This is a genomic window from Conexibacter sp. CPCC 206217 (assembly GCF_030646165.1).
GTDB lineage: Bacteria > Actinomycetota > Thermoleophilia > Solirubrobacterales > Solirubrobacteraceae > Conexibacter.
In genome coordinates this window covers 486,028-503,199 of record NZ_JAUTDO010000001.1, presented here as the reverse complement: position 1 = coordinate 503,199, position 17,172 = coordinate 486,028, and the positions used below count along the sequence as shown (strand labels likewise).

At 73.3% G+C, this 17,172-nt stretch carries 13 protein-coding genes; 8 read left to right on the top strand and 5 right to left on the bottom strand.

Annotated elements, in window-relative coordinates:
* Positions 1–15: 15 nt before the first annotated feature.
* The 3 genes from Q7L65_RS02385 to Q7L65_RS02375 form a co-directional block, all read right to left on the bottom strand.
* Positions 16–975: a L,D-transpeptidase family protein gene (locus Q7L65_RS02385; RefSeq protein ID WP_304718616.1), complete on the bottom strand. Its 960-nt coding sequence runs from the start codon at positions 973–975 to the stop codon at positions 16–18.
* A 78-nt stretch (positions 976–1,053) separates the two neighbouring features.
* Positions 1,054–1,863 (bottom strand): ParA family protein, encoded by an 810-nt coding sequence (locus Q7L65_RS02380; RefSeq protein WP_304718615.1) that lies wholly within the window; start codon positions 1,861–1,863, stop codon positions 1,054–1,056.
* Between the two features lie 34 nt (positions 1,864–1,897).
* Positions 1,898–2,509 carry an FHA domain-containing protein gene (locus tag Q7L65_RS02375; RefSeq protein ID WP_304718614.1) on the bottom strand — a complete coding sequence of 204 codons (612 nt, stop codon included), beginning with the start codon at positions 2,507–2,509 and terminating at the stop codon, positions 1,898–1,900.
* Positions 2,510–2,732: 223 nt separating this feature from the next.
* On the opposite strand from Q7L65_RS02375, the gene Q7L65_RS02370 reads away from it, so the two are divergent.
* The 3 genes from Q7L65_RS02370 (at position 2,733) to Q7L65_RS02360 (ending at position 4,180) form a co-directional block, all read left to right on the top strand.
* Positions 2,733–3,017 (top strand): hypothetical protein, encoded by a 285-nt coding sequence (locus Q7L65_RS02370; protein ID WP_304718613.1) that lies wholly within the window; start codon positions 2,733–2,735, stop codon positions 3,015–3,017.
* 72 nt (positions 3,018–3,089) lie between these two features.
* The gene (locus Q7L65_RS02365; protein ID WP_304718612.1) at positions 3,090–3,572 is read left to right on the top strand and encodes an SRPBCC family protein; all 483 of its coding nucleotides are present in this window, start codon (positions 3,090–3,092) and stop codon (positions 3,570–3,572) included.
* A 23-nt stretch (positions 3,573–3,595) separates the two neighbouring features.
* Positions 3,596–4,180, top strand: coding sequence for a hypothetical protein (locus Q7L65_RS02360; RefSeq protein ID WP_304718611.1), 585 nt, complete (start codon positions 3,596–3,598; stop codon positions 4,178–4,180).
* A 138-nt stretch (positions 4,181–4,318) separates the two neighbouring features.
* Here the strand turns inward: Q7L65_RS02360 and Q7L65_RS02355 are convergent, their stop codons facing one another.
* Complete coding sequence (locus tag Q7L65_RS02355; protein ID WP_304718610.1) at positions 4,319–5,956, bottom strand: penicillin-binding transpeptidase domain-containing protein; 1,638 nt, start codon at positions 5,954–5,956, stop codon at positions 4,319–4,321.
* Between the two features lie 253 nt (positions 5,957–6,209).
* Between Q7L65_RS02355 and Q7L65_RS02350 the strand changes: the two genes are divergently transcribed.
* From Q7L65_RS02350 to Q7L65_RS02330, 5 genes are all read left to right on the top strand, one after another.
* Positions 6,210–7,361 carry a MarP family serine protease gene (locus tag Q7L65_RS02350; RefSeq protein WP_304718609.1) on the top strand — a complete coding sequence of 384 codons (1,152 nt, stop codon included), beginning with the start codon at positions 6,210–6,212 and terminating at the stop codon, positions 7,359–7,361.
* Between the two features lie 38 nt (positions 7,362–7,399).
* Positions 7,400–9,670, top strand: a complete 2,271-nt coding sequence (locus Q7L65_RS02345) for a type IA DNA topoisomerase (protein WP_304718608.1) — start codon at positions 7,400–7,402, stop codon at positions 9,668–9,670.
* 138 nt (positions 9,671–9,808) lie between these two features.
* Complete coding sequence (locus tag Q7L65_RS02340) at positions 9,809–12,799, top strand: PD-(D/E)XK nuclease family protein (RefSeq protein WP_304718607.1); 2,991 nt, start codon at positions 9,809–9,811, stop codon at positions 12,797–12,799.
* Between the two features lie 82 nt (positions 12,800–12,881).
* A complete protein-coding gene (locus Q7L65_RS02335) occupies positions 12,882–16,421 on the top strand; it encodes a UvrD-helicase domain-containing protein (RefSeq protein ID WP_304718606.1) in 3,540 nt (1,179 codons plus the stop codon).
* 108 nt (positions 16,422–16,529) lie between these two features.
* Complete coding sequence (locus Q7L65_RS02330) at positions 16,530–16,721, top strand: hypothetical protein (RefSeq protein ID WP_304718605.1); 192 nt, start codon at positions 16,530–16,532, stop codon at positions 16,719–16,721.
* Here Q7L65_RS02330 and Q7L65_RS02325 read toward each other — a convergent pair.
* Positions 16,718–17,134: a thioesterase family protein gene (locus Q7L65_RS02325; protein ID WP_304718604.1), complete on the bottom strand. Its 417-nt coding sequence runs from the start codon at positions 17,132–17,134 to the stop codon at positions 16,718–16,720. The genes Q7L65_RS02330 and Q7L65_RS02325 overlap by 4 nt on opposite strands.
* Positions 17,135–17,172 lie beyond the last annotated feature (38 nt).

Below are 17,172 nucleotides of genomic sequence, written 5' to 3'. Positions count from 1 at the left end.
CTCAGGCGATCGTCGTCAGGCGGTGATGGTGACGATGGTCCCCAGCGGGACCGTGGAAACGACTCTGCGAATCGCCTCGGTCGGGGCGCGCAGGCAGCCGAGGCTGGCGCGGGTGCCGATCGTCTCGGGCAGGTTGGTCGCGTGGATCGCGATCCGGTCGCCGCCGCCCCAGCCCTGCGGCGTCGCGAGCTGGTGGCCGCTGAGCGCGAGGATGCAGCAGCCGTAGGGGGAGGCGGCGGACTGGGTCAACAGCTTGTCGGTGACGGCGAAGCGGCCGCGCGGGGTCGGCGTGCCGACGCCGCCGATCGCGACCGGGAAGCGCTGCACGATCCGCCCGGCGCGGCGCACGACGACCTCGCGCCGGCCCAGCGAGGCGTCGACGCGGTAGTTGTTGCGGAACGCCTCGAAGCGGACGCGCGCGGAGATCCAGCCGACGCGGTCGTTGGGCAGCGCCGAGCTGAGCACGCCCAGCCAGCTGCCGCGCTGGCGCACGACCGCGAGCACGGTCGGCGAGTTGAACTCGGTTCTCGGCGTCAGCTGCCCGATCACGCGCCCGCCCGGCGCGTCGCGCAGCAGCGCCGTCTGCAGCAGGTGGATCGTCGGGCGCGGCGCGGAGGCGACCGGCGCGGCGGTGGCGCTGGGCGTCGAGCCGTCGGTGCCGCTGCCCGGCGCGGGGACGGGCGTGGTGTCGGAGTCGCCGGACGCGTCAGCTCCGTCACCACCAGCCGGCGGGTCGGTCGGGTCGGCGGCGTTGGAGGCCCCGTCCGCGCTCCCCGGCGCAGCGGGCGACTCCTGCGGCGCGACCGGGGCGGTGCTCGTGCCGATCGCGCCGGGGATCGTGACCGTCACCGTCTGCCCCTGGAGCGCGCTCGCGACCGGGTCGGAGCTGCCGCAGCCCGCGAGCCCGCCCGCGACGGCGAGCGCGAGCGGCGCGGCGACGAGCGCCCGGAGGAGCGATGAGCGCGCGCAGGTCACAGACCAAGGGTACGGCCCGTTCGTGTGAGCACCGGAGGATCGACGCCCGCGGGGGCGTCGAGCGTGCGCCGCGCGAACTCAGCTCGCGGCGGGTCTGTGCCCGTTCGCGGCCGCGTCGATCAGCGGCTTGAGTCTGCGACGGGCGCCTCTGAGGCCGAGGCGGCCGAGCAGCTCGTCGCTGACGCGCAGGTAGTCGAGCCCGAGGTCCGGGCGGTAGTCGACGATCGAAAGCGCCCGCTCGGCGGACTCCGCGTAGGCGATCGAGGAGCGGATCGTCTGCTCGACGAGCTTCTCGCCGAAGTGCTCTCTGAGCGAGTCGAACGCTTCGCGCGAGTGGCGCGTGCGCATGTCGGCGATGTTCAGCACGACGCCGAGCCACTCCAGCCCGGGGTTGAGGTTGTCGCGCGCCAGCTCGATCACCTCGAGCGCCTGCTCGACGCCCTGCATCGCGAAGTACTGCGCCTCGGCGGACAGCAGCGCGTAGTCGGCCGCGACGAGCGCGTTGACGGTCAGCAGCCCGAGCGCCGGCGGGCAGTCGATCAGGACGACGTCGTAGTCGTCCTTCACGTCTCTCAGCGCGCGTCTGAGGGTCAGCTCGCGGCCGATCTTGCCGCCCAGCGTCAGCTCCGCCTCGGCGAGGCCGAGGTTGGCCGGCAGGACGCCGCCGTGGATCGCGTCGGCGGCGACGGCGCGTCCGGTCAGCACGTCGCCGACGGTCGGCTCGGCGGCCGGGTCGACGTCGAGATAGTCGGACAGGTTGCCCTGCGGGTCGAGGTCGACCGCGAGCGTGTCGAGGCCGATCCGGCGGAACACGTCCGTCAACGTGCGCACCGTCGTCGTCTTGCCGGTGCCGCCCTTCTGGGAGAGGACCGCGATCGTGACCGCCATCGAGCCGCGCACTATAGACGCGCGGCCCGTTGGTTCAAGCCGGTTCGGCGATCCGCCCCTGGTCCGCGAGCGCGGGGAACTCGCGCGTGCCGCTGACGACCGGCACGTCGGCGAAGTGCAGGTGGTGCCTGCCGACGACCAGCTCGTCGCCGTCGCGCAGCGTGTGCCACTCGACCCGCTCGCCGTTGACGAAGACGCCGTTGAGGCTGCGGTCGTCGAGCACCCGCACCCCGTCGGCGCGGCGTACGACCAGCGCGTGGCGCCGCGAGACGGTTGGATCGTCGAAGCGGACGTCGGCGGCGAGGCTGCGGCCGATCCGCGTCCACTCGCGCGACAGCTGGTGCACGACCGCCGTGTCGTCCTCCTGGAACAGCAGGTACTGGCCGGCCTGGTCGAGCTGAGCGCGCACGCCGGCGAGCCACGGCTGCACCTGTTCGTCCAGGCCGCGCGGAAGCGTCTCGGCGCTGACGTGCTGCGCGGTGAAGAGGGAGGCCCGCACGAACTGCGCGCCGCCGCAGCTGGGGCAGGGGGGAAGTGCGTCCGCGGCTGCGAGTGAGACCACGTAGTCGCACTCGACGCAGCGGAACGTGCCGGTGCCAGCGAGGGTTCCCGACGTGTGAGCCTGCATGTCTTCGACCTCCGTCACGGACTCGACGCGGGGGCGTCGGGTCGAACGTGCAAGTAACACTTGTTACGAGCGAAGTTTTGTTGCAGCGATCGGCCCGTGGGATCCCTGCCTCCCTCCTCCTACCCGGCGTGCCGGCGGCGAAACTCTATCCGCCATACAGAGTTCTAGTGCGTCAGCATGGAAACCTTGCACGATTTCTGTCATGAAAGGACGCACGCCCAGCGCAGCCGAATACCTGGACATGCTCCGTTCGCTCCAGTCTTCCGACGTCCTCGAGCGTCAGCTGCTGCGTCGCAGCGTGATGGCGCTGTCCGAGGGACGCGACAGCTGTGACGGCTGTCACCGCACGCCGCTGCTCGGCGAGCGCATCCACCACTACGAGGGTGGCCGCAAGCTGTGCGAGCTGTGCCGCGGCGAACGCCGCGAGCAGCCGGTCGGCTCGCGCGTGGTGCACGGCGGCGAGCACGGCACGACCGTGCGGATCACCGACCAGCGGCCCGAGCGCCGCCGTCGGCGCGCGGCCTGACGCCCCACGGGCGCCGGGAGCCTCTGACGAGCAGGCGTTCTCGGCCGTTCGTCCTTTAGACTTCAGCGCGCTATGGAGCCCGTCACCGCCACCGTCTTCATCGCCCGCCCGCGCGATGAGATCGTCGCCTACTTGGCCGACGTGGCCAACCACCCGGAGTTCAAGGACCACTTCCTCGTCGACTGGCACTTGACGCGCGAGGACACCGAGGGTCGCGGCGCGGGCGTGCGCTTCAAGATGAAGCTGCCGTTCAGCCGCTTCTCGTGGGGCGACTACACGCTCGTCGAGGTCTCGCCGTACAAGGTCGTCGAGCGCGGTCGCAGCGGGAAGTTCAACCGCAACCGCACGATGGGCACGTGGTCGCTGTCCGACGCGCCGGGCGACATGACGCGCGTCGAGTACCGCTACGAGGCCGAGAGCAACATGCCCTCCGACAGCCTGCGCGAGAGTCGCGGCTGGTGGAAGCGCAAGACCGCGAAGGCCGCCCGCCGACTGCAGTCGATCCTGGAGGAGAACCGGGATCGTGGCGGTCGAGTGACGGTTGCCGGCCGCTAGCTCAGTAGACTCCGCGACCGCTCATGACGAACAGACTTCTGCGAACCCCCCCGATCATCGGCGCGCTGCTGGCGTCGATGACGCTGGCGGCCTGTGGCTACAACCAGACCGAGCCCGTCACCCACGGTGAGAACGAGTCGGTCAACGTGCAGGCCGGCAACCTCGTCTACCAGGTGCAGATCAGCCGCGCACTCAACCCCGAGGCGGTCGACGACAGCCAGTACCTCGAGGCCGTCGACCCCGCCGAGGCGAGACTGAGCGCGGACGACGAGTGGTTCGGCGTCTGGGTCCGTGTCGAGAACACGACTGACACCCCGCACGAGTCGACCGACGAGTTCAAGGTCAAGGACGCGGCCGGCAACGAGTACGAGCCGATCCCGATCGGCGACGTCAACCCGTTCAAGTACGCCCCGCGCCTCGTGGAGCAGAAGAGCGGCAACGGCCAGCCGATCCAGCCGGATCCCGACAGCGCCTCCGGCTCCGGCCCGATCCAGGGCTCGCTCGTGCTGTTCAAGGTGCCCCACACGATCTACCAGAACTCGCCCGCCGAGCTGGAGATCACGCCCACCGAGGGCGGCGAGGCGTCGGTGGTAGAGCTGGACCTCTAGCTTCGCCGGCGATCTGGCACCGCCTCGCGGCGCCGGATCACCACGCGGCGAGCCTCAAGGCCTCCGGCCTGATCGGCCCGCCGCCCGGCGCCCGGCATCCGCGATGCGGCGCCATCTGATCCGGCGAAGCGCGCGCCCTCAGCCTGTCGGTCTCTGCAGCCCCGCGACGAGCACCTCGCGGGCGGCGGGGGCGGCGACGTCGCCGCCGGCGCCCGCCTCCGTGAACAGCACGCCGACTGCCATCCGCGGGTTCTGCTCCGGCGCGTAGGCGACGAACCAGGCGTCGGTGTCGGGGATGTCGTCGGTCAGGTAGTCGGGCGCCTCCTCGCCGTCGGCCGGCGCGACCGTGCTGCGCAGCTCCGCCGTGCCGGTCTTGCCGGCGACCGCGACGCCGTCGATCTGCGCCGCCGTGCCGGTGCCCTCCTTGACGACCTCGTCCATCATCCGCCCGACCTCGCGCGCGATTCTCGGCGAGGTGACGCGCACGAACTGCGGTCTGGCGCCGAACTCGAGCGTCGGCACCGGGCGCTTGCCGCCGTTGGCGATCGTCGCCGCGACGAGCGTCATCTGCAGCGCGGTCGCCTGCACCATCCCCTGGCCGATCGCGGTCGAGCCGACGTTGAGGTCGTCGCCCATCTCGCTCGCGGCCGGGATCGTCGAGATCGCGGCGCCGGGGATGCCGACCGGCGCGTTGAAGCCGTAGCGCTCCGCGACGTCGACGAGCTTCTCCGGCCCGAGTCTGGCGCCCAGCGGCGCGAAGACGGAGTTGCACGAGTGCGCGAACGAGGCGACGAGCGTCCCGCCGCACATCTCGCCGCTGGCGTTCTGGATCGGCACGCCGGACAGCAGCGCCTCGCTGACGACGGGGTACTCGGTCTCCGGTCTCGCGATGCCCGCTTCCAGCGCGCCCGTCAGCGTGATGATCTTGAAGGTCGAGCCGGGCGGCTGCAGGCCGGAGTAGGCGACCCCGGCGAGCGCGAGGATCTCGCCGGTCGCGGGCTCGATCGCCGCGATCCCGCCATAGCGGCTGCCGAGATTCGTGACGGCGGAGCGCTCGATCTCCGGGTCGATCGTCGTCTTGACCGGCTTCGGCGCCGCTCTCGGCTGCGTCTCGGCCAGCACGCGCGCGCCGGCCAGCAGTCTGCCGCCGGGCGTGCCGGCGAGCTGCTGCTGGAAGACGCGCTCCAGGCCGGAGACGCCGACCTGCGCGTCGTCGGGGTAGCCGAGCGCGGCCAGCGCCGGTCTCTCGGCATCCGGGATCGGCTCCAAGCGCCCGACGATCTGCGTCGCGACGTCGGGGATGTCGGAAGTGCGGTCGGGGCCCTTCGCCAGCACGGCGTCGTCGCGCGCGAGCAGCGTGCCGCGCTCGGGCAGCGCGGTCTGGCGCGTGAGCTGCTCGCCGCTGCGCAGCCCGGGGAAGACGAGCGCTGTGGTCCAGGCGACTCTCGCCTCGTCGCCGGAGCCGCTGACCGGCACCTGCAGCAGCCTGTGGATCGTGCCGAAGACGCGCGTTCTGACGACGACGGGGATCGGCACCAGCTCGCCCCGCTTGTCGCTCGCGGGGCCGGTGGGGAGGACCGCGGTGGCGGTCGCCGTCGTGGCGGCGGCGCGGTAGAGCGCCTGGAACTGCTCCAGCGTGACGCGCGCTCTGGCTCTCGCGTCGATCAGCCCGTACATCGCGCTGTAGTCGTTTCTCGACCACAGTCTCGTGAACTGCTGGACGGCGTCGCGCTCGCCGCGGCCCGGGTCGCGGCCCGCGATCAGCCAGATCGCCACCAGCAGCACCAGCAGGACCCCGACGGCCGGGAGGAGTCGGCGCAGCAGTCGACGCCGCCGCTCGACGTCTGCGGCGGAATACCGCGACGGCTGTTTCCGTCGCGCACCCCCATACCGGCTACCTGCCTCCACGTGCACGCGGAGGGTACGTCATCCAGGGCCAAACAGGAAACCCGCTCTTTGTGGTGCTGCAGGATGGCGTGCGGGCGCCCACGCGAGCCGCGGTGGTCCACCCGTCACACTTGTCGTCCCCGTGACCACGATCGACTGGGTCATCGTCGCGCTCGTCGCCCTCTTCGCGCTGTTCGGATGGATGCGCGGGTTCATCGTCGGAGCGCTCTCGCTCGCCGGCTTCGCGGTCGGTGCGCTGGTCGGTGCGCGCGTCGGCCCGCTGCTGCTGCCGGACGGCTCGCACTCGCCGTACGCGGCGTTGTTCGCGCTCGCCGGGGCGCTGCTGGTCGGCGGGCTGCTGTCGAGCGTGCTGGAGACCGTCGGGGCGAGGCTGCGCGGCGTGATGCGGCTGCCCGGCCTCGGGTTGCTCGACGGCGCGCTCGGCGCGCTGCTGACGGCCGCGCTGGCGCTCGGGCTGGTGTGGGTCGCGGGCGCGGTCGTGCTGCAGACGCCGGGGATCCGCGACCTGCGCGCGCAGGTGCAGCAGTCGCAGGTGCTGAGACGGCTCAACGCGGCGCTGCCGCCGTCGGGGCCGATCCTCAACGCGCTCGCGCGCTTCGACCCGCTGCCGCAGCTGCACGGGCCCGACGCCGACGTCGCGCCGCCGTCGCGGCGAGTGCTGCGCAACCCCGGCGTGCTCGCCGCCGCGCCGAGCGTCGTGCGGATTCTCGGCAGCGCCTGCGGGCTCGGCGTCGAGGGCTCCGGCTGGGTCGCGGGCGACGACCTCGTCGTCACCAACGCCCACGTCGTCGCCGGCCAGGACGACACGATCGTCCAACGCCGTGGCAGCGGGCCGTCGCTGAACGCCTCCGTCGTCCACTTCGACGCGCGCAACGACGTCGCGGTGCTGCGCGTGCCGGGGCTCGATCTGCCGGCGCTCGCGCTCGCGGACGACCCCGCCAGCGGCACCGGCGGCGCGATCCTCGGCTATCCGCTCAACGGCCCGTTCGACGCGCGCGCCGCGCGGATCGGCGCCACGCGCACGGTGATGTCCGACGACGCGTACGGCAACGGGCCGGTGCAGCGGCCGCTGACGACGCTGCGCGGCGTCGTGCGCAGCGGCAACTCCGGCGGGCCGGTCGTGGACACGGGCGGCCGGGTGCTGACGACGGTCTTCGCGGCGACCACGAGCGGGCGTCCCGGCGGCTATGGCGTGCCGAACGCGATCGTCCGTTCGGCGCTCGTCGGCGCCCATCGCGGCGTGACCGTCTCCAGCGGCCCCTGCGCGCGCTGAGGACGGGTCCGCGCCGAGGGCGCTACGCTGCACGGCCCATGCCGAAGACCCTTGTCATCGCCGAGAAGCCCTCAGTCGGCAGAGATCTCTCCAGAGTCCTGACCGGCCCGTTCAGAAGAGGCGAGGGCTTTCTCGAAGGCCCCGACCACGTCCTGACGTGGGCTGTCGGCCATCTCGTCCAGCTCGCTGAGCCGGACGAGTACGACGACAAGTTCAAGAGATGGCGCATGGCGGATCTGCCGATCGTGCCGGAGAAGTTCAGACTCGTCGTCCGCGACGAGCGCTCCAGAAGACAGATGAACGTGGTCAAGCGCCAACTCGGCCGCGACGACGTCGACCTCGTCATCAACGCCTGCGACGCCGGGCGCGAGGGCGAGCTGATCTTCGCCTACCTGTTCGAGAAGGCCGGCGCGAGACTGCCGGTGCAGCGGCTGTGGCTGTCGTCGATGACGCAGACGGCGATCAGAAACGCCTTCGGCCAGCTGCGCGACGGCTCCGAGATGCGCTCGCTGGAGGACGCCGCCCGCTCGCGCTCGGAGGCGGACTGGATCGTCGGCATGAACTCGACGCGCGCGGCGACGATCCGCCTGCGCTCGTCGTTCGACGGCGCCGTCTCGCTCGGCCGCGTGCAGACGCCGACGCTCGCGATCCTCGCCCGCCGCGAGGAGGAGATCCGCGCCTTCAGATCCGAGCCGTACTGGACCGTCGACGCGACCTTCGCCGCCGACGGGGAGCGCGTCTACGACGGTCGCTTCCACGTCGCCGCCGGCAGCGGCGACGGCAGAGGCCCGCGGATCGGCACGGCCGAGTTCGCCGCCGCGGTCGTCGAGGCGTGCCGCACGACCGACGGCGTCATCTCGAAGCTGGAGAAGAGAAAGCGCAGAGAGCGCGTCCCGCTGCTGTTCGACCTCACCTCGCTGCAGCGCGAGGCGAACTCGCGCTTCGGCTTCTCCGCCAGACGCACGCTCGGCGCCGCGCAGCGGCTGTACGAGGAGCACAAGGCGCTGACCTATCCGCGTACCGCCTCGCGCTACCTGCCGACGGACATGATCCCCGAGATCAAGCCGATCGCCGAGATCGTCGGCGGGCGCAGCGAGTACGCCGCCGGCGCCAGATACGTGCTGTCGCTCGACGTGCTGCCGCTGGCGCGCGTCATCAACGACGCCAGAGTCACCGACCACCACGCGATCATCCCGACGAGAGCGCCGCACCCGGTCGACAGAATGGGCGACGACGATCGCCGCATCTACGACATGGTCGCGCGCCGCTTCCTCGCCGTCTTCCATCCCGACGCCGAGTTCGAGAACACCTCCGTCGAGACCGAGGTCGCCGGCCATGTCTTCCGCACACGCGGCAAGGTCATGCTCGTGCCCGGCTGGCGCGGCGTCTACGGCGAGTCCGCCGACGCCGAGCCGAGAGAGGGCGAGGAGGACGAGGGCCGCGAGCAGCAGCTGCCGAAGCTGGAGCACGGCGAGGCGGTCAGAACGCGCGAGGTCAGCTCCGAGCAGAAGGAGACGAGACCGCCGCGGCGCTACTCCGAGGGCTCGCTGCTGGCAGCGATGGAGACGGCCGGCAGACTCGTCGACGACGAGGAGCTGCGCGAGGCGATGAAGGACTCCGGCATCGGCACGCCGGCGACCCGCGCCGCGATCATCGAGCGCCTGCTGGCGGTCGGCTACATCGAGCGCGACGGCCGCTCGCTGGTCGTGACCGAGAAGGGCCTCAACGTGATCCGGCTGCTCGGCGAGCACCCGCTCACGTCGCCGTCGCTGACGGGCGACTGGGAGCACCGGCTCGCGAAGATCGAGCAGGGCACCGACTCGCGCAGAGCGTTCATGGGCGACATCGTCAAGTTCGCCGAGGGCACGATCGCGGAGCTGGACGCGAAGCTGAGAGACGTGCGGATCCCGCGCGCCAACCTCGGCCCGTGCCCTGTCTGCGGCCACGACATCATGGAGAACCGCAAGGGCTTCTCCTGCTGGGCGCGCGAGGATCCGGGCTGCGGCTTCGTGATCTGGAAGGCGAAGGCCGGCAAGACGCTCTCCGGCGCGATCGCGAGAGAGCTGATCCGCACCGGCAGAACCGACAGACCGGTGACCGGCTTCAGAAGCCGCGCCGGCAGATCGTTCCGCTCGCGCCTGGCGCTGATGCAGACGCCCGAGGGCAGATGGCGCGTCGAGTTCGACGAGCCGTGGGCGCGCGAGGGCGCCAGACCGCCGGAGGCCGAGGCCCCCGCCGAGGGCGCGCTCGCCGCCGACGCCGCCAGAAGAGCGATCGACGCGGTCGCCGACGAGGCTGCTGTCGCCTAAGGCGCCGCGCGTTCCCGCACGCGCGTCGTCCTGCCGGCGTGCTGTCGTGCAGCACGCGATGAGACGTACGACCCCGCGAGTTCCCGGACGCGCCGCGCGGCTCCGCGCGCTGCCGTGGAACTCGCAGTGCGGAGCACGATGCCTCTGAAGCTCCTCACGGGTCCGGCGAACGCGGCCAAGGCCGGCGTCGCGCTGGACACGTTCCGCGCGCGCCTGAAGCGCGATCCCTGGCTGGTCGTGCCGACCGCCGAGGACGTCGCGTACTACGAGCGCGAGCTGGCGGAGAGAGATCCCGTGCGGCGCGGCGGGCACGTCGGGACGTTCTCGGCGTTCGTGCGGGCGCTTGCGCAGCGTGCCGGCTACGCGTCGCGCGTGGTCGCGCCGCTGCAGCGCGAACGGCTCGTCGCCGACGCGATCGCGCAGGCGCCGCTGGTGGCGCTCGCGCCGATCGCCAGAACGCGCGGCTTCCTGCACGCCGCGGGCGCCTTCACGGCCGAGATGGAGCGCTCGCTGCTGACGCCGGCGCGGCTGACCGCCGCCGTCCGCGCGCTGCCCGACGCGCCCGCGACGCTGCACGAGGTCGCCGCGATCTACGACCGCTATGCACGCGCGCTGGAGCGGCTCGGCCGCGTCGACGGCGATCTCTTCGCCTGGCGCGCGCTCGACGCGCTGCGCGCCCGGCCGGCCGCGTGGGGCGAGACGCCCGTCGTCTTCTACGGCTTCGACGACTTCACGCCGATCGAGTTGGACGCGATCGAGACGGTCGGCAGGATCGCCGACGCCGAGGTGCTCGTCTCGATGACCTACGAGCGCGGCCGCGACGCCTTCGCCGGCCGTGCGAGAACGGTCGAGGACCTGACGCAGATCGCCGACACCGTCGAGCAGTTGCCGGCGTTGGACGACTGGTACGACGAGGCGGCGCGGGTCCCGCTGCACGCGCTGGAGCGCGGGCTGTTCGAACCGGGGGCGGAGGGGGCCGACCCCGGCGACGCCGTCAGCCTGCTCGTCGCCGGCGGCGAGCGGGCGGAGATCGAGCTGGTCGCCGCGCATGTGCTGAGGCTGCTCGACGCGGGCGTGAGGGGCGAGGAGATCGCGGTCGTGCTGCGGACGCCCGCGCGCAGCGCCTCGCTCGTCGAGCAGGTCTTCGGCGCCTATGGGATCCCGCACGCGCTCGACTGGCGCGTGCCGCTCGCGCACACCGCGCTCGGCCGCGGCCTGCTGGCGCTCGCGCGCTGCGCGCTGCTGCCCGACGAGGCGCGCCCCGCCGATCTGCTCGCCTACCTGCGCACGCCCGGCCGGCTCGCGAAGCTGGAGCTGGCCGACCGGCTGGAGCTGACCGTGCGGCGTCATGCGATCACCAGGTTGGACGGGGCGCGCAGGGCGTGGGAGGAGGCCAGAGGCGGCTGGCCGCTGCGCGAGCTGGACCGCCTGCGCGGTGCCGCCGCCGACGGTCCCGGGGCGCTGCTGAGCGCGCTCGGGCGCGAGGCGCGGGCGCTGTTCGTCGCTCCGCACAGGGGCGCCGCGCGCGTGCTCGACGCCGCCGAGGAGGCCGACGCACGGGCGCTGGCGGCGTTGCTGCGCGCGCTCGACGAGCTGGCCGAGCTGGCCGCCGCGGAACCCCGCCGCGCCGCGGAGCTGCTGGCGCCGGACGCGCTGCTGGCGTCGCTCGGGGAGCTGGAGGTCGCGCTCGGCGAGCCGCCCCGCAGCGGCGCGGTGCTGGTCGCCGACCCGCTCGCGATCCGTGCGCGCCGCTTCGACACCGTGATCGTCTGCGGCCTGCAGGAGGGCGAGTTCCCGCGTCCCGCGCACCCGGAGCCGTTCCTGTCCGACGACGTGCGGCGGGAGCTGAACACGGTCGCGAACCTCCGGCTGGCGCCGCGCGAGGACGCGCTCGCCGACGAGCGCTACCTCTTCTACGCGGTCGTCTCGCGGCCGCGGCGGCGGCTGCTGCTGAGCACCCGCGACGCCGACGAGGACGGCAACCCCGCGCTGCCGTCGTTCTTCGTCGACGATGTGCGCGCCGTGCTGCCGGGGCTGTCCGAGTCGCACCGCCCGCTGTCGGCCGTCACGTGGCCGCTCGCCGACGCGCCGACGCCCGCCGAGCGGCGCCGCTCCGAGGCGCTCGCGGCGCCGCGCGTGGAGCCGCGCCCGATCGCCTCGCTGACCGCCGCGGCCGCCGCCCAGCTGCGCCAGCGCGACGTGCTGTCGGCGGGAGCGCTGGAGAAGTACGCGCGCTGTCCGGTGCGCTGGTTCGTCGAGAGCGAGCTGCAGCCGGCGCGCTTCGAGCCCGACCCGGAGGCGATGACGCGCGGCTCGTGCATCCACGCGGTGCTGGAGCGCTCGCTCGCGCAGCTCGACTGGCCGCTGCCGCGCGCGGACGAGGACTTCGCGCCGGTCGAGGCGGTCGTGCGCGCGGCGGTCGCGGAGGAGGCGCCGAGATGGGTGCTCGGCCGCGGCGCCGCCGCCCAGGCCGCCGCCGCCCACGAGATCGTCGCCGACGTGCTGCGCCTGCTGCGCCACGAGGCGGCCGCCGGCGGGCCGTTCAGACCGGCCGAGCTGGAGCTGAAGTTCGGGATGGGGGAGGAGGAAGGCTCGCTGCCCGCGCTCGAGCTGGGCGGCGCGAGCGGTGCCGCGGACCCGGCCGATCCGCTTGCCGCCGCGCCGCCGCTGCCGGCCGGCGCCGAGCCGCTGCGCCTGCGCGGCGTGATCGACCGCGTCGACCTCGACGGGGCCGGGCGGGCGCTCGTGCGCGACTACAAGAGCGGGCGGCCCGGCAGAGGCTGGCCGGTCGCGGCATGGCGCGCGGAGGATCAGCTGCAGGTCGCGCTCTACATGGTCGTCGTGCGCGAGCTGCTCGGGCGCCAGCCGGTCGGCGGCGTCTACCAGCCGCTGCGCGGCGAGGACCTGCGCGCGCGCGGCGTGATCCGCGACGACGTCGACGCCGGCGAGCTGGCCGTCAGAACGGACCTGAGGTCGGAGGAGGAGCTGGAGCAGGCGCTGAGCGACGCCGCCGAGCGCGCCTGCCAGCTCGCCGTCCAGTTGCGCGCCGGCCGCCTGCAGCCGTCGCCCGACACGTGCGGCTTCGGCGGCTGCGCGTACCCGGGGATCTGTCGCGTGGTCGACGCGTGATGCTGCGGCCTGCGGCCTTGCGTCACAGGCGGGAACTCGCCTTGCGGCTCGCTCTCGCGTTCCCTGGCACGGTGGGCGCCGCGTGAGCGCCTCCGTCCCGTTCACCCCCGAGCAGCGCGCCGCGATCGAGCATCGCGGCGGGTTGCTGCTGACCGCCAACGCCGGCAGCGGAAAAACGTCCGTGATGGCCGCGCGGTTCGTGCGCGCGGTGCTGCAGGACGACGTCGACGTCGCGCGGATCCTCGCGATCACGTTCACCGAGAAGGCGGCGTCGGAGCTGAAGGAGCGCGTGCGGCGCGGCTTCGAGGCGGCCGGCGAGCCGGAGCTGGCGCGCGCGACCGAGGGCGCATGGGTCTCGACGATCCACGGCTTCTGCGCGCGGCTGCTGCGGACCCATCCGCTCGCCGCGGGGATCGACCCGCGCTTCAGCGTGCTCGACGACAACGCCTCCAGACAGCTCGCCGCGGTCGCCTTCGAGCAGGCGCTCGACCAGCTCGCGGAGGACCACGGCGACCCCGCGCTGGAGCTGATCGCCGCCTACAGACCGCTCGAGCTGCGCGCCGCGATCATGTCGCTGCACGGCGAGCTGCGCAGCCGCGGGCAGGAGCATCCGGAGCTGCCCGCGCCGCACCCCGCACCGCTGGAGCCGGCCCGCGTCGCCCTCGCGATCGCGCGCGGCCAGGCGGAGGCCGAGGCGGTCGGCGCGAGAGACGGCAAGACGGTCTTCAGAGCGCGGCTGGCGCTGGTGGAGTGCGAGAGAGTGCTGCAGCGGATCGCCGCCGCACCGCCCGGCGCGCTGCCGCCGACGCCGAACGAGATCCTCAGGCTCGCGCTGCCGAGAAACGGCAGAGCGCTGTCGGGCGACGGCTGCGAGGGCTACCGCGACGCGCTCGCCAGATACGCCGACGCCTGCGCCGACGCGCACGGGCTCGCCGTGCACGCGCTGCTCGACACGCTGCTGCGCAGCTTCGGCGAGCGCTACCAGCAGGCAAAGCATGCGGCGTCCGCGGTCGACTTCGAGGACCTCGAGCTGCGCGCCAACCGCCTGCTGCGCGAGCACGACGAGCTGCGCGCCCGCTACGCCGAGCGCTTCCTGTACGTGATGGTCGACGAGTTCCAGGACACGAATCCGCTGCAGTTGGAGCTGTTGGAGCGGATCGCGGGCGAGCGGCTGTTCACCGTCGGCGACGAGCTGCAGTCGATCTACGGCTTCCGTCATGCCGACGTGGAGCTGTTCCGGCGCCGTCGCAAGGCGCTCGCCGAGCACGGCGCAGCGGCGACGCTGGCGACCAACTTCCGCAGCCACGCCGACGTGTTGGAGACGCTCAACGTCGCCTTCGCCCCCCGCTTCGGCGCCAGCTTCACGCCGCTGGTCCCCGGGCGCACCGAGCAGCCAGACGCGCTGCCGGTCGCCGGCCCGCGCGTCGAGCTGATCGTCGTCGACCAGAGAGTCGACTGGGCCGGCGCGCAGCTGCTGCCGGAGGGGATGGCGGCGCCCGCGCCGCTGTGGCGGATCGCCGAGGCACGCGCGCTGGCGGGACGCGTGCGGGCGCTGCTGGACGGCGGTCGCAGAGCCGGCGACGTCGTGCTGCTGCTGCGCGCGACCGGCGACCTCGCCGTCTACGAGCGCGCGCTGACCGACCTCGGCGTCCCGACCTACGTGATCGGCGGCCGCGGCTACTGGTCCCAGCAGCAGGTGCGCGACCTCGTCGCCTACCTCGGCGTGCTCGCCAACCCGCGCGACGGCGTCGCACTGCAGACGCTGCTCGCCTCCCCGCTGATCGGCCTCTCGAGCGACGCGCTCGTCCAGCTCGTCGCGACCGCCCGCGAGCGGCGGCGCGAGGGGGAGGCGCCGGATCCGTGGTGGGTCTTGAGCGCCTCCGAGCAACTGTTGCAACGACTGGGACAGGATGATCGCGAGCGGATCGTCGCGCTGCGCGCCTGGCTCCCCGCCGAGCGCGCCAGCGCACCGCGCCACAGCCTCGAATCGCTGCTCGATCGCGTGCTGGCGCAAACCGGCTACGACCTCGCGCTGCTGCGGCTGCCGGGCGGCGAGCGGCGGCTGGCGAACGTGCGCAAGCTGATGCGGCTCTCACGCGAGTTCGAGGCGGAACATGGGCGCGACCTGCGCGGCTTCGTCGACCTCGTGACGGAGCTGGGCGGCGGCGCCGACAGTCGTGAGCCCGACCGCGAGAGCGAGGCGCCGGTCGAGGGCGAGGCGCTCGACGCCGTGCGCCTGATGACGATCCACCGCGCGAAGGGCCTCGAGTTCCCGGTCGTCTGCGTGGCCGACCTCGGCCGCGGCTCGCCCTCGGCCGGCGGCGACGTCGTGCGCGTCGGCAAGGACGGCCGCGTCGGCCTGAAGCTGCGCGCGCTGGACGGCGGCAGAGCGCAGCCGGCGTTCGCCTACAGGGCGATCGGCGACGCTCGCGCGCGGGCCGAGTCCGACGAGGAGGCGCGCCTCTTCTACGTCGCGATGACGCGTGCGCGCGAGCAGCTGATCCTGTCCGGCGCGCTGCCGACCGAGCCGTGGCCGGACCCGAAGCCGGGCGCCCCGCCGCTGACGTGGATCGGCCCCGCGTTCGTGCCCGACATCAGACGCCTCGCGGCGCCCGACTCCGTCGCACCGAGTGGGATCGCCGACAACGGCGGCATGCCGATCGCGTACGAGATCGTCCGCCCGCAGACACTCGCCGCGGCGGAGCCCGAGCCGGTCGCCGAGACCGCGGCGTCCGAACAGGTGCGATCTCCACGTCTCCTGGACCCGGAGAACGCACGCGAGCTGGACGACGGGTCGGTCGCGCTGCGGGCGGCTGCGCCCGCGGCGCCGGTGCAGACGCTCTCCTACACGGCGTTGGAGCAGCATGCGAGATGCGGGTATCGCTTCTACCTGGAGCGTGTGCTGCGGCTGCCGGCCGTCGAGGACCCGCACGCCGGGCGCGGCGGGGGCGGGCTGCTGGGGACGACGCGCGGCGTGATCGTCCATCAGCTGCTCGAGCAGATAGACCTCGTGCGGGCGCAGCCGCCGGATGCCGAGACGGTGAGACGCGCCGCCGCGCGCGCCGGCGTCGATCCGAGCCGGCAGGAGCTGGACGAGCTGCGCGCGCTCGTCGTCAGATTCCTCGCGAGCCCGCTGCGCGAGCGGCTGGCGCAGGCGAGAGACGTGCGGCGCGAGCAGCCGTTCGCGTTCCAGCTCGGCAGCCTCCCGCTCGTCGGCGTCTTCGACGTGATCGCCCGCGAGCCGGGGCGGACGCTGATCGTCGACTGGAAGTCCGACCGCCTCGCCGGCGCCGATCCCGAGGAGGTCGTGAGGCGCTCCTACGGCCTCCAGCGCGCCGCCTACGCGCTCGCCGCGCTGCGCGACGGCGCGACCGAGGTGGAGCTGGTCCACTGCTTCCTGGAACGCCCGGAGGCGACGGTCGCGGCGACCTTCCGGCGCCAGGACGAGCCCGCGCTGGCGGAGCAGCTGAGCCAGCGCGCCGACCGCGTCCTGAAGCGCGACTTCGCCGTCGCCGAGGATCCGGGCCCGCGCATCTGCGACGGCTGCCCCGGCCGCGGCACGCTCTGCTCATGGCCGCTGGAGCGGACGCAGGGAGCGGCGCACGAGGGACAGCTGTTCTGACGTCGCCCGACGCGTCCGGCTGCGCGCCCAGGGACCGCCGGGCCTGTGACGCGTCCGCTCGGGTGCTCAGTGGGCGAGCCGAGCAGCCCGCCCCGCTACGCTGGAGGGATGCTCCGTCGTGACCAACCGCACAACGACAGAACAGAGCTGACCGAGATGCTGCGCAGACTCAGCAGAACGGGCGGCTCCGTGACCGTCAGCCTCAACGGCGAGCCGATCGCGCGCGTCGAGCCGAGACCGGTGCAGCCCAGACGCGCCGAGCCGAACGCGCAGACGCCGCCCGGCGACGACGCGGCTTAGGCCGCCGCCGGCACGATCCACTCGGCCAGCGCCGCGCGCTCCGCTGCGTCGAGCGGGCGCGATCTGCGCGCGTCGCCGTCCCAGCCGACCAGGACCGTGAAGCCCTCCGCGGCCAGCTCGCCGTCCGGTCGCAGCACCCGCTGGGACAGCCTGATGCTGGATCTGCGGTACCCCTCGACGCTCGTCTCGAGGATCGCCTCGCGCACCGTCGCCGCGATCTCGCGGCGGTAGTCGAGCTCGACGCGGGCGAGCACGTAGCGGTTGGAGTCGGCCCCGAGGGCGGTGAGGATCCCGATCCGCCCCTGCTCCAGCAGCTCGTGGTAGACGGCCTGGTTGAGATGACCCAGCACGTCGAAGTCGTTCAGGCGCAGCTGCAGCGTGAGCCGCAGCGTGCGATCGGTCGCGTCGCTCATCCGCCTGACCCTACCGAGCGGTCGGCGCGATCGACCCC

What these genes read in the sequence shown, in the direction of transcription:
- Q7L65_RS02380 (WP_304718615.1), bottom strand. Translation starts at nt 1,863, where the DNA reads ATGGCGGTCACGATCGCGGTCCTCTCCCAGAAGGGCGGCACCGGCAAG.
- Q7L65_RS02370 (WP_304718613.1), top strand. Translation starts at nt 2,733, where the DNA reads ATGCTCCGTTCGCTCCAGTCTTCCGACGTCCTCGAGCGTCAGCTGCTG.
- Q7L65_RS02365 (WP_304718612.1), top strand. Translation starts at nt 3,090, where the DNA reads ATGGAGCCCGTCACCGCCACCGTCTTCATCGCCCGCCCGCGCGATGAG.
- Q7L65_RS02360 (WP_304718611.1), top strand. Translation starts at nt 3,596, where the DNA reads ATGACGAACAGACTTCTGCGAACCCCCCCGATCATCGGCGCGCTGCTG.
- Q7L65_RS02345 (WP_304718608.1), top strand. Translation starts at nt 7,400, where the DNA reads ATGCCGAAGACCCTTGTCATCGCCGAGAAGCCCTCAGTCGGCAGAGAT.
- Q7L65_RS02340 (WP_304718607.1), top strand. Translation starts at nt 9,809, where the DNA reads ATGCCTCTGAAGCTCCTCACGGGTCCGGCGAACGCGGCCAAGGCCGGC.
- Q7L65_RS02330 (WP_304718605.1), top strand. Translation starts at nt 16,530, where the DNA reads ATGCTCCGTCGTGACCAACCGCACAACGACAGAACAGAGCTGACCGAG.
- Q7L65_RS02325 (WP_304718604.1), bottom strand. Translation starts at nt 17,134, where the DNA reads ATGAGCGACGCGACCGATCGCACGCTGCGGCTCACGCTGCAGCTGCGC.